Source organism: Flavobacterium sp. J372, from assembly GCF_024699965.1.
In the GTDB taxonomy this organism is placed as follows: Bacteria; Bacteroidota; Bacteroidia; order Flavobacteriales; family Flavobacteriaceae; genus Flavobacterium.
In genome coordinates, this window is the sequence record NZ_JAJOMZ010000004.1 from 92515 (window position 1) to 104320 (window position 11806).

An 11806-nucleotide genomic window follows, 5' to 3' on the forward strand; every position below is an offset into this window, starting at 1 on the left:
GCAGCTTCTCCCCTAAAATATGAAAAACTACTCTTTGATGAATTTCTGTGTTGATGAATTACCGTTAACAACAGTATTAATAACATATATACCGCTTTGCAGGTTACTTACGTTAACAGCTGCTTCGGTAACTTTCGGGCTGGCCTTCAAAACCTGCTGCCCAAGTGTATTGTACACCGTTATCTCATCTATTGACGAACCTGATTTAATTGTTAACACTTCTTTAACAGGATTGGGATACAGGGAAGTTTTTACATTTGCGAAGTCGCTTGTACCTGCGGTTGAATCAGTACTGAAATAAATGTTATCCATAAAAACAGTACCTGCATTATTTGTCGAGAAAATAATTTGCTGGATGTTTGCTCTTGCAGTCATATTTACAAAATCAGTCATAGGTATGCTGTAATGAAGCCATTCGCCTACAGGCGGTGTTGCATACGTTATTTCATGCTCGCTGTCATCCCCACCCTGGTAAGCGCCATTCGGGCCAAAGTCAACCAGCTTGATTCGCAGTTGGGTAAAATCTGCCGACCATACATCAAAATTGAAATAGTTCATATTTGTGGCATTGATATTAGCGGCAGGCTCTATCCCTGCAAAATTAAGAGACGAGTATTTCTTAGTCAGGTTGCCTTGTATCTGCACTTCAGCATGTGCCGCCTGAGACCAAACTGTAAGCCATGTACTCATGTTAATGCCGGCATATGCATCGCTGAAAAGCGAGATAACCTGTGATGACGGTGCTGTTGGTGTTGGCGCAGCAGTTAGCGGAGCCGGCGGTGGCGGCGCGGCACCAAATGTAATGTTGTCAAAATAAACCACATTGTCCTGAGTGCGCGGGCCCGTACCAAAGTCAGGAAAAACAACTATCTGGTCATACGGGCTAAGGGCGCCTACATAATCAGCGAAGTTGAAGGTAAGCTGTTCCCATTGGTTTACCAGCGTGTTTGTAACTGATTTCTCCGGAAGTGCATCTCCGGTAGGCGTCACAAGCTTAATCTTCACCGGACTGATTACGGTTTTGTAAACCATAATTTTAATCTGCGCATTGCTGTTGGTCAGAACCCAGTCGGGCATCCCATTTTCATGGTTTATTTCTGTTCCTGCCCATGGCATACCCGCTTGCAGTGCTGTAAATTTTGCTACGTTGGCAGATGTATTGATACCACCCGGGAAAGGGTTGGCAACCACCTCAAGTGCAGGGTTGGTAGCATTTTCAAATACATTCCATACATAATTTGCCCCGGCGCCTCCCGGTTCAAAGTCAATTGCCTGTTGTGCAATGGCTGCACCTGAAAAGGCAATTATTGATAATAATGAATAGTAAAGTTTTTTCATGAGTGATTGTTTTAATGTTTCGGTAAGCTATGTTACGAATTTTATTACATCAAAATAATCACCGGGGCAATACAAATACTATACAAAAAATAATACCATAATTTTTTGTACAAATAAATACGAAATCTCTAATAAATTGAGAAGTTGTTGAGTATTGAGAAAGCCTATAATTAAACAATCTATATCGTTGTTGTTGTGGTAATGTATAGTTATTTAAAAGAGAGCAGAACTATTGTTGTACTAAAAACGTGATTACGAAAACGATATATTAATCATATTTTTCGCTCTATAACATAATTCACCATCAATGTGAGGGCATCTTTATATTCCGATGGCGGGAAGCTTTCTATAAGCTGAAGGGCTTCAACCTGAAACTGCTTCATCTTTTGTTCGGCATAGCCCAAGCCATTTTTGTCTTTTACAAACTGTATTACTTCTTTTACCCGTTTGCGATCTTTATTGTGGTTTTTGATGGAATTTATCACCCAGCGCTTTTCTTTATCTGTGCAATTATTCAGTGCATAAATAAGCGGTAATGTCATCTTTTGTTCTTTAATGTCGATACCCGTCGGTTTACCTATGGCATCATCAGTATAGTCAAACAGGTCATCCTTTATCTGGAAGGCCATACCAATTAATTCACCAAACTTACGCATGGTCTCCACATGTGGCCCTTCGGGGTCAACCGATGCCGCCCCAAGCGAGCAGCAGGCTGCAATAAGTGTTGCTGTTTTCTGCCTGATGATTTCGTAATACACATCTTCAGTTATATCGAGACGACGCGCTTTTTCAATCTGCAACAGTTCACCCTCACTCATCTCGCGTACAGCAACCGATATTATCCGAAGCAGGTCAAAATCGCCATGGTCGATGGAAAGCAGTAAGCCTTTTGACAGCAGGTAATCGCCAACCAAAACGGCAATCTTATTTTTCCATAAAGCGTTGATTGAGAAAAAACCGCGGCGCTTGTTGCTGTCATCCACCACATCGTCGTGCACAAGGGTGGCTGTATGGATAAGCTCTATTACCGATGCACCGCGATACGTACGCTCATTCACCATCCCTCCCGATACCATTTTGGCGGTAAGGAACACGAACATAGGGCGCATTTGCTTACCCTTGCGGTTTACTATGTAATAGGTTATCCTGTTGAGCAGCGCCACTTTTGATGACATCGACTCATGGAACTTTTTCTCAAAAAGTTCCATTTCGCGCACTATGGGCTGCTTTATCTGTTCAACAACTTTCATGTGCCCCAAAAGTACGGAAAAAGGAGCATATACAGGTAGTATTTTTCCATTTCGAGCGGAGCTTGCTAGGTTAAAATGCCACGATAGTTAAGCTTTAGCCGCCTTACTGGATTTAACGTAAAAATCAAGGATAGGATTGCGCGCCGGAAGAAGGGAAGCGATCCGCGAGTGAGCGGTGAAGCAAGCGAACGGCTCGGGTCGCGTTGGCAAAAATCTTGACGTAGATTTTAAGTTAAATCCGGTCAGGCTTGAATTTTTGTTTCTTTTGTTTCAAGACAAAAGAAAAAAGATCAGCTTAATTTATTAATTATAACCTCTATCAATCACTTTTAGAGACTCGTTGAAAACCACATAGAAATCATAGTCAGAAAAAATTTCAACTTCGCTATAACTAATCTTACGTATAAAATTTCCATCGGCATTGGTGTAAGCGCTCGAATCACTTGGCTTACCTATCATATTTATAACTTCATTATAATGCATGCCATGTTTTACATCTTTCCGTAAATCCTTAACATTATTACAGCATGTAATTATCAGCGTAAGTATTGTTATTAGAGAGGTTCTAAGCATCACTCTCTTTATTCGCCAGCTGCCCGCATGCAGCATCAATATCTTTACCACGGCTGCGGCGCACTTTCGCAACAATATCATTACGTTCTAAAGCACGGATATAAGCATCAATAACCTCAGGGTCGGCCTGCTGAAATTCGCCATCATCAATAGGATTATACTCGATAAGGTTTACCTTGCACGGTACATATCTGCAGAACTTCACCAGCGCATCAATATCCTCCTTCCGGTCATTGATACCTTTCCACACCACATATTCATACGTAATTCGGCTCTTGGTTTTACTATACCAGTATTGCAATGCTTCGCGCAATTCTTTCAACGGAAAGTTTTCGCTAAAAGGCATAATGGATGAACGCACCTCATCTATAGCTGAGTGCAGCGACACCGCCAGCTTAAACTTTACGCCATCATCTGCCAGCTTCTTTATCATTTTAGGAATACCCGATGTGCTTAGTGTAATACGCTTGGGCGACATCCCCAAGCCTTCCGGGGAAGTGATCTTATCAATAGCCTTGATTACATTGTTGTAGTTCATAAGCGGTTCGCCCATGCCCATAAATACTATATTGCTTAACGGACGATTGTGTGTACGGCGGCTCTCGTTATCAATAGCCACAACCTGGTCATAAATCTCATCTGGATTGAGGTTGCGCATGCGTTTTAGCCTGGCTGTCGCACAAAAGTTACAGTCAAGACTGCACCCTACCTGGCTACTTACACAGGCTGTAGTACGTGTTTCGGTAGGTATCAGCACACTTTCCACCACAAGCCCGTCATGCAGCCGCACAGCGTTCTTTACGGTGCCGTCACTGCTGCGCTGCATCTGGTCAACGCTTATATGGTTTATGGCAAAGTTGTCTTCCAGCATCTGCCGGGTGCTTTTGGCAACGTTGGTCATATCATCAAAACTGTGCGCACCTTTACTCCACAGCCATTCATAAACCTGGTCGCCGCGGAAAGCCTTATCTCCATTTGCTGCAAAAAAATCACGTAACTGTTCTTTTGTCAGCGCCCTTATGTCCCTTTTTTCCGTTTGCATGGCGCAAAGTTACAACTATTTGGTTAGTAATGAAAAGTTGCTGCTATTGCCGTAAATTTGCAAAAAACATACCATGCATTTTATATCTGAAGCGCTTGAAGATTATGCTGCAAACCACAGCGAAAACGAACCTGCCCTGCTTACGGCGCTAAATAAAGAAACCCACCAGAAGATACTGCAGCCGCGTATGCTTAGCGGGCATTTCCAGGGGCGGGTGCTCAGTATGATTTCAAAGCTGGTAAACCCAAAACACATTCTTGAAATAGGCACCTACACAGGTTACGCAGCCCTATGTCTTGCCGAAGGATTGCAGGCAGACGGCACATTAGATACCATCGACAATAACGAAGAGCTTTACGACTTCCAGAAAAAGTTTTTCGATAAAAGTGACTGGAGCAGGCAGATCACGCAGCATTTAGGCAATGCCCTGGAAATCATCCCAACATTGGGTAAGAAATTCGACTTGGTTTTTATTGATGCCGATAAGGAGAATTACATCAATTACTTCCATATGGTTGTGCCGATGATGAACAAAGGCGGTATCATACTAAGTGATAATGTGCTATGGAGCGGCAAGGTGCTCGAGCCGGTAAAAGCCAATGATAAAAGCACTAAGATTCTGCTGGAATACAATCAGCTGCTGAAAAACGACCCGCGTGTGGAAACAGTACTGCTACCTATCAGAGATGGGCTCACTGTTAGTAGGGTGGTCTAAGTTTTCTTTTTGTTTAGGGAAGAATTTATCCCGAAGAATACGATACACCCAAAGCATTATACATGCCATTAAAATTCCCCACAAGTAACCAGTAAGTATATCTCCTGGATAATGCAGCCCAAGATAAATACGGCTGTAAGCAAATATAAGTGGCCATAAAAATATGAAGCCCATGTACTTGAGATACGGCCGCAGCACATGGAATAAAAAAGAACGCCACGGCCATACTGTTGGATGCGTGACCCGATATGAAACTGAAAGAGTTACGGGTTTGCACAGCGCGGATAAAGCCGGCAATCTCCGGGTCATTACCAGGCCTCAGCCTTTCAAAGCCTTTCTTAAAAAGATTAGTTGTTTGGTCGGTAAGCGTGATAAGAGCCGCGATTATGAGTATAATTAACACAGCGTGGCGCCACCCCAGCCTTTTAAAGGTAAGATATAAGATGATGGCAAAAACCGGAATCCAATTGAGTTGCTTGGTGATGAATTCCCAAAATGGGTCGAATGTTTCAGACCCTAATGAGTTGAGCCATACAAACAGGTCCCTGTCTATTTCAAGCAGCTTTTCAAGCATTAATATTGCCTTTTTATTGGGCCCGACATATCTTCAATATCTTCTTTCACTTTGGCAATCTCCTCGCTTACAGATGTTGCGGTATCGTTATTGCCTATTTCGGTAAAGGTTTTCTTAATCCCGTCTACATCAGCGCTTTTATGTATCTCACTTTTAATGTCATTAGTAGCATCTTTGAGCTGGCGCATGCCTTTGCCTAGCGTACGGGCAATTTCCGGGATTTTATCGCTCCCGAAAAGCATCAGCACTACTATTATTATAAAGAAAAGCTCTCCCCCACCTATTCCGAACATAATTCTAGCGTTTAAAAGACAAAGTTAAGGATAAATACGTTTTTGCAGCCGATGCCGTTTGACGATTTACCCTTTTTCTGAATTAATTAACGTCGGTTACTTTTTTCCAGCTGGTCAAACTTCGATTTAACTGCTTCCGCAGGCCAGGTGTTGTTTGTTACATCAATATCGGCAGTTTCAAGCTTCGGGTCAAGTACAATGCGCTTCACCGGTTTTTCTGTAGCAAACACGCGTGATGCTGTCTGGTTGCCCTTTCTCCATATTTGTACAGGGAAACGGTGTATCTCGGTAGTGTTGTCGTCAAAAGTAAGCTCTACGATTATCGGCATCAGCATACCTCCCGGCTTATTGAATGTCACCTCATAGAAATACTTAGGAGCCCTTAGTTTAGCCCTTTCTTCTTTGGTGAATTTTTCCTGAACGTAGTTGTTCAGCAATTTCACATCGGCCACAGCAAGCGGCTTTTTCAGGTTTTTATTGAAGTCAGGGCCTTCAGCAACCATGTAAACAAACGGGCCTTTATCTTCATTAAACCTGCCGCGCTTTACGGCATAGTCTTTCATTTCTTTTGTCTGCTGCTCGCTCACGTAGTATTGTTTCACTTCCTGTATTCCCATATCAACATAATCGGTTGAGTAGAACCATCCCCTCCAGAACCAGTCTAAATCAACCGCTGAGGCATCTTCCATCGTCCGGAAGAAATCTTCCGGTGTAGGGTGTTTAAACATCCAGCGTTGCGAATAGGTTTTGAATGCATGGTCAAACAGCTCATGCCCCATTATGGTTTCGCGCAGTATATTTAATCCGGTAGCTGGCTTGCCATAGGCATTAGATCCAAATTGGTAGATGTTCTCAGAGTTGCTCATGATAGGCTCCAGAAACTTCTGGTCGCCGCTCATGTAGGGTACTATTTTGGCAGCGGGGCCGCGATTGCTAGGGTAGTTGGCATCCCATTCCTTTTCAGTCAGGTACTGGAGGAAGGTATTAAGACCTTCATCCATCCACGTCCACTGGCGCTCATCAGAATTCACGATCATCGGGAAGAAGTTGTGCCCTACCTCGTGAATGATCACGCTCATCATGCCATATTTTATCCTGTCACTAACAAAGCCTTTTTCATCAGGGCGGCCATAGTTCCAGCAAATCATCGGGTATTCCATCCCCTGGTCTTCTGCAGAAATTGAAATAGCTTTCGGGTACGGGTAATCAAAAGTGTATTTTGAATATGTCTTTAACGTATGTGCTACAATCCGTGTAGAAGTTTCACCCCAAAGCGGATTACTTTCTTTGGGATAAAGGGATATCGCCATCACATTCTTGCCGCCAAGCTTTACAGCCATAGCATCGTAAATAAACTTGCGTGACGTTGAGAATCCAAAGTCTCTTACATTCTTCGCATTGAATTTCCATGTTTTCTTTTTTCCTGAAAAACCTTTCTCTGCTGCTTCAGCTTCGGCTTGCGTTACAACCACAACAGGTTTGTCGAATGTCTTTTCCGCCAATTGATAGCGTTGCAGTTGCGCCGGTGTCAGCACTTCCGAACGGTTCATCAAGTCGCCTGTGCCTTCCATGATATGGTCGGCAGGTACGGTAATGTTCACTTCAAAGTTACCGAATGGCAGAGCAAATTCACCTGCGCCCCAAAACTGCATGTTTTGCCAGCCTTCCACATCATTGTATACTGCCATGCGAGGATAGAACTGTGCAATCACATAAAGGTTGTTGCCATCCTTATCAAAATGTTCGTAACCGGAGCGACCCCCTTCTACCCTGTAATTATTGATATTGTACCACCATTTTATCGAAAATGATATTTTTTCGCCATTCTTTAACGGCTTATCAAGGTCAATACGCATCATGGTGTTATTGATGGTATATTTCATCGGCTTGCCTGATGCATCGCGCACATACTCTATCTTAAAGCCACCTTCAAAAGCATCCTGCAAGTAGGTTCGCGTAAAATTATCCGGTGGGTAAGCCGGGTTCATACGCTGGCTTTCTGCCAAAGGCGATTGTGATGTTGGCGCTTTTTGGTTTTGGTCAAGCTGCACCCAAAGGTATTCGAGTGACTCAGGTGCATTGTTGTGGTATGTTATCGTCTCTGTTCCGTAGAGCTTAGTATCCTTATCATCAAGCTCTATATCCATTTTGTAATCAGCCTGCTGTTGGTAATAGGCAGGGCCCGGCGCGCCTGAAGCCGTACGGAACATATTGGGCGTTGCCAGCAGGTCATACATCTGGCTGAACTTATTATTATCATACCTGCCCGGTTCGCGTGGTGTGGCAGTTGCAGGTTTGTCTTGTGCAGCTGCAGAAAATCCTGCTGCCAATGCGATGATATAGAATGCTTTCTTCATAATTTAAAACTCTAAAGTACCTTCCTTTTTGTCATTAGTAAGCAAAAGGCTTTTTCTGTTAACGTTTTTATTTACATGTATAATATTTTGCTGCTCGCTAAAGGATTCCATTAATATTGAATTGGTCACTTTAACGGATTTCACATCATTCGGTGATGGAATTGTAAAATAACAAATCAGCACATCGTCCTCCATTTCCCTTGCGAGGAATTTTACAGGCTGTACTTTCCCGTTGATGCTGACTTCCATTTTCTCCGCCAGGTATTTTTTCAGGTATTCTTCCGCTTCCGGCAGCTCCTGCTTAGAACTAAAGTAGAACTTTTTACCATATTTTGCGTTAAGCGTTTTCTCTACATCATCTATAAAAAGGCGCGAAGTAAGCTGCACCTGTTTTTTTGCCGGAACGTACTCCATCTGGAAAACACCCACATAAAACTTATGCGCCACAGCAGACGTAAGTCCGCTCACGATGATAAACAAGATCAATATTTGAACAATCCTTTTCATAAACTGAAAAACTCCGCTATTGCGGATCTGTATGTTATTCCAAAGCCTCTTTAATACGCTTTATCGCTTCAGTAAGCTGTTCTTCACTTGTAGCATATGATAAACGGAGGCAGTCAGGATTGCCAAAGGCATCGCCTGTTACGGTTGCTACATTGGCTTCAGAAAGCAGGTACATTGAGAGGTCTTCCGCGTTGTTTATCGTCCTGCCGCGCAACGTTTTACCGAACAATGATGATACATCCGGGAATACATAAAACGCTCCTTCCGGCACATTTAGCTTTATACCCGGAATTTCCTTCATCAGCCCAACAACAAGATCACGCCTTTTGTGGAACGCTTCCACCATGTGGCTAAGCACTTTCGGGTCGGCATCAACCGCGGCTATGGTAGCGCGCTGCGCAATGCTGTTTGCACCGCTGGTTACCTGCCCCTGCATTTTGGTACATGCCTTAGCAATGAATTCAGGTGCGCCTATATAACCAATCCTCCAGCCCGTCATAGCAAATGCCTTGGCTACACCGTTTACAGTTATTGTCCTGTCCATCATCCCCGGTATAGAGGCTATACTGCAGAAAGTTCCCGAGAAGTTGATATGCTCATATATTTCGTCTGACACCACAAAAATTTGTTGATGCTTTGAAAGCACACGCACGAGGCCTGTAAGCTCTTCACGGTTGTAAACCGAGCCGCTTGGGTTACATGGCGAGCTAAACCACATCATCTTTGTCTTTGGAGTTATTGCCGCCTCAAGCTGTTCAGGCGTTATCTTAAAATCATTTTCAACAGTTGTTGGCACCTCAACAGGTATACCGCCCGCCATTTTGATGATTTCATAATAGCTTACCCAGTAAGGCGCCGGCAATATCACTTCATCACCATCATTAATCATTACCTGTGCAATATTATAAAGCGATTGCTTGGCTCCTGTAGAAACTACAATTTGCGATGGCTTGTAGTCAAGGTTGTTGTCTCTTTTGAATTTGCGGCAGATGGCTTCTTTAAGCTCCATATAACCGTCAACCGGAGGGTATGTGCTGTAATTTTCGTCGATAGCCTTCTTGGCGGCTTCTTTTATAAAATCGGGTGTGTTAAAATCAGGTTCACCCAGGCTTAAACTGATGATGTCTTTCCCCTGTGCCTTAAGTTCGCGTGCAAGTGCCGCCATGGCAAGTGTTTGTGAAGTGGAAAGATTATTAATCCTGTCAGAAAGCTGGTTCATTTGTGTACTATTTTGGTTAAGGTTTTAAGCTAATTAATTCATCGCAGGCTTCATACCCAGTTCTTTCAGGTGCCTGAAGTGGGCTGCCACCGCGCCGCGCATAGTTTTGAACTCGTGATACGGCAGGTTGTGCTCGCGGGCAGTTTGCTTTACAATTTCAGCAATCTTGCCATAATGTATGTGGCTTATGTTCGGGAAAATGTGGTGTTCAATCTGGTGATTGAGCCCTCCTGTAAACCAGTTCACTATTTTATTTTTTGGAGCGAAGTTGGCTGTGGTGTACAATTGGTGTATCGCCCATGTATTTTCCATTTCGCCATTTTCATCCGGCAGCGGATTGGCCGTTTCCTCTACAATATGCGCGAGCTGGAACACTATGCTAAGTATTAAGCCTGCAGTGTAGTGCATCACGAAAAAGCCCAGTAATACCTTCCACCAGGTTATACCTAGTAATATCGGAAGCACTATCCAGATAGATATGTATATAAGCTTTGTGATCACCAGGACTGTCCATTGCTTCACCGGACTCTGGAATTTGCCATAGGACAAGCCCTTCTTTATGTAGCGGCGCATCTGCTTGATATCGGTTGTAATAGCCCAGTTAAATGTAAGCAAGCCATACAGGAACACCGAATAATAGTGCTGGAATTTGTGCACCCACATCCATTTGGCAGTGTGGGTAAAACGGATGATTCGGCCTGCATCAAGGTCTTCATCGTGACCGTGAATATTGGTGTAAGTATGGTGCAATACATTGTGCTGCACCTGCCAGTTGTTCACATTTCCGGCAAGCACATAAATGCTTCCGCCCATAAATTTATTGAGCCATGACTTTTCTGAATAAGAGCCGTGGTTACCGTCGTGCATTACATTCATACCCACGCCTGCCATGCCTATACCCATTACAACCGTAAGCAACAATTGTAGCCACGGCGACATGTCACGGGTAAGTATGAGGAAATAAGGAGCAAGGAATAGCGAAAACATCACAATTGTCTTCAGGTGAAGTTTCCAGTTGCCCGTTTTTTTGAGGTTATTTTCTTTGAAATAGTCGTTGACACGCTTATTTAGTGTACGGAAAAATTTTATAGAATCGGTTTTTGAAAATACAGGGGGATTGATATGCATATATAACGTTGTAATCTTGTTTGTAAAGGTAAAGATAATACCATGCCAAAACAAAACAATTCAGCCTCAAATCGTTACTTTTGCAGGCAAATAAAAACCTGATGGAGGAAATACTGAAGCAATTCCCGAACCTTACCGACCTGCAAAAGAGCCAGTTCGCGAAACTGGAAGCCCTATATACTGAATGGAACGGTAAGATAAACGTGATTTCGCGCAAGGATATTGAGGAACTCTACACCCGACATGTACTGCACTCGCTGGGCATTGCCAAAGTAATGGAGTTTTTACCCGGCGCTAAAGTGCTCGACGTAGGCACAGGCGGCGGCTTCCCGGGTATACCATTGGCGATACTATTCCCTGAAACAGATTTTTACCTGGTGGATGTGATTGCTAAAAAGATAAAGGTGGTACAGGAAGTAGCTAAAGCGCTTGGGTTGAAAAATGTACGTGCTGAGCAGAAACGCGCCGAGAATATTAACGAAGAGTTTGATTTTATTGTGAGCCGTGCCGTGACCAACATGCCCGACTTTGTAAAATGGGTACGAGGTAAAGTAAAAAAAGAACAAAAACACGGGTTGCCAAACGGAATACTTTACCTGAAAGGCGGCGACCTTACTGAAGAGCTGAGTGTTTTCCAAAAAGTGACGCTTTATAACCTTTCGGATTATTTTGCTGATGAGTTTTTTGAGACGAAGAAAGTAGTGCACCTCGCGATGAAGTATAAGGTATAGTTTATGGAACGCGCCTGCCCGAATGGTACAGGCGGGGATTACGCGGATTTGGCAGATTGACGCGGATTTAAAGTAAAAA

At 43.5% G+C, this 11806-nt stretch carries 11 protein-coding genes and 1 pseudogene; 2 read left to right on the forward strand and 10 right to left on the reverse strand.

Annotation, left to right across the window (positions count from 1 at the left end):
* Positions 1-27: 27 nt before the first annotated feature.
* From LRS05_RS00850 to rlmN, 4 genes are all read right to left on the reverse strand, one after another.
* Positions 28-1338, reverse strand: a complete 1311-nt coding sequence (locus LRS05_RS00850) for a T9SS type A sorting domain-containing protein (RefSeq protein WP_257866580.1) — start codon at positions 1336-1338, stop codon at positions 28-30.
* A 272-nt stretch (positions 1339-1610) separates the two neighbouring features.
* A complete protein-coding gene (locus LRS05_RS00855; RefSeq protein ID WP_257866581.1) occupies positions 1611-2588 on the reverse strand; it encodes a polyprenyl synthetase family protein in 978 nt (325 codons plus the stop codon).
* 303 nt (positions 2589-2891) lie between these two features.
* Positions 2892-3161, reverse strand: a complete 270-nt coding sequence (locus tag LRS05_RS00860) for a hypothetical protein (RefSeq protein WP_257866582.1) — start codon at positions 3159-3161, stop codon at positions 2892-2894.
* Positions 3154-4203, reverse strand: coding sequence for a 23S rRNA (adenine(2503)-C(2))-methyltransferase RlmN (gene rlmN, locus LRS05_RS00865; protein ID WP_257866583.1), 1050 nt, complete (start codon positions 4201-4203; stop codon positions 3154-3156). The genes LRS05_RS00860 and rlmN overlap by 8 nt, the downstream gene beginning before the upstream one ends.
* Before the next feature lie 73 nt (positions 4204-4276).
* On the opposite strand from rlmN, the gene LRS05_RS00870 reads away from it, so the two are divergent.
* A complete protein-coding gene (locus LRS05_RS00870; RefSeq protein ID WP_257866584.1) occupies positions 4277-4918 on the forward strand; it encodes an O-methyltransferase in 642 nt (213 codons plus the stop codon).
* Here LRS05_RS00870 and LRS05_RS00875 read toward each other — a convergent pair.
* The 6 genes and pseudogenes from LRS05_RS00875 to LRS05_RS00900 form a co-directional block, all read right to left on the reverse strand.
* Positions 4877-5492: pseudogene (locus tag LRS05_RS00875) on the reverse strand (phosphatase PAP2 family protein). The gene LRS05_RS00870 and the pseudogene LRS05_RS00875 sit on opposite strands and share 42 nt — an antisense overlap.
* On the reverse strand, positions 5492-5785 hold the full coding sequence (locus LRS05_RS00880; protein ID WP_257866585.1) for a twin-arginine translocase TatA/TatE family subunit: 294 nt from the start codon (positions 5783-5785) through the stop codon (positions 5492-5494). Before LRS05_RS00880 ends, LRS05_RS00875 begins: the two are co-directional and overlap by 1 nt.
* Before the next feature lie 86 nt (positions 5786-5871).
* On the reverse strand, positions 5872-8142 hold the full coding sequence (locus tag LRS05_RS00885; RefSeq protein WP_257866586.1) for a M1 family metallopeptidase: 2271 nt from the start codon (positions 8140-8142) through the stop codon (positions 5872-5874).
* A gap of 3 nt (positions 8143-8145) precedes the next feature.
* Positions 8146-8649: a DUF6702 family protein gene (locus LRS05_RS00890; protein WP_257866587.1), complete on the reverse strand. Its 504-nt coding sequence runs from the start codon at positions 8647-8649 to the stop codon at positions 8146-8148.
* A gap of 34 nt (positions 8650-8683) precedes the next feature.
* Positions 8684-9868 carry a pyridoxal phosphate-dependent aminotransferase gene (locus tag LRS05_RS00895; protein WP_257866588.1) on the reverse strand — a complete coding sequence of 395 codons (1185 nt, stop codon included), beginning with the start codon at positions 9866-9868 and terminating at the stop codon, positions 8684-8686.
* Positions 9869-9901: 33 nt separating this feature from the next.
* A complete protein-coding gene (locus LRS05_RS00900) occupies positions 9902-10996 on the reverse strand; it encodes an acyl-CoA desaturase (protein WP_257866589.1) in 1095 nt (364 codons plus the stop codon).
* Positions 10997-11097: 101 nt separating this feature from the next.
* Between LRS05_RS00900 and rsmG the strand changes: the two genes are divergently transcribed.
* Entirely contained in the window at positions 11098-11727 is a 630-nt protein-coding gene (gene rsmG, locus LRS05_RS00905; protein WP_257869214.1) for a 16S rRNA (guanine(527)-N(7))-methyltransferase RsmG, read from the forward strand.
* Positions 11728-11806: the final 79 nt, after the last annotated feature.

Coding starts and splice junctions, on each gene's coding strand:
- LRS05_RS00850 (WP_257866580.1), bottom strand. CDS start 1,338: ATGAAAAAACTTTACTATTCATTATTATCAATAATTGCCTTTTCAGGT.
- LRS05_RS00855 (WP_257866581.1), bottom strand. CDS start 2,588: ATGAAAGTTGTTGAACAGATAAAGCAGCCCATAGTGCGCGAAATGGAA.
- LRS05_RS00860 (WP_257866582.1), bottom strand. CDS start 3,161: ATGCTTAGAACCTCTCTAATAACAATACTTACGCTGATAATTACATGC.
- rlmN (WP_257866583.1), bottom strand. CDS start 4,203: ATGCAAACGGAAAAAAGGGACATAAGGGCGCTGACAAAAGAACAGTTA.
- LRS05_RS00870 (WP_257866584.1), top strand. CDS start 4,277: ATGCATTTTATATCTGAAGCGCTTGAAGATTATGCTGCAAACCACAGC.
- LRS05_RS00880 (WP_257866585.1), bottom strand. CDS start 5,785: ATGTTCGGAATAGGTGGGGGAGAGCTTTTCTTTATAATAATAGTAGTG.
- LRS05_RS00885 (WP_257866586.1), bottom strand. CDS start 8,142: ATGAAGAAAGCATTCTATATCATCGCATTGGCAGCAGGATTTTCTGCA.
- LRS05_RS00890 (WP_257866587.1), bottom strand. CDS start 8,649: ATGAAAAGGATTGTTCAAATATTGATCTTGTTTATCATCGTGAGCGGA.
- LRS05_RS00895 (WP_257866588.1), bottom strand. CDS start 9,868: ATGAACCAGCTTTCTGACAGGATTAATAATCTTTCCACTTCACAAACA.
- LRS05_RS00900 (WP_257866589.1), bottom strand. CDS start 10,996: ATGCATATCAATCCCCCTGTATTTTCAAAAACCGATTCTATAAAATTT.
- rsmG (WP_257869214.1), top strand. CDS start 11,098: ATGGAGGAAATACTGAAGCAATTCCCGAACCTTACCGACCTGCAAAAG.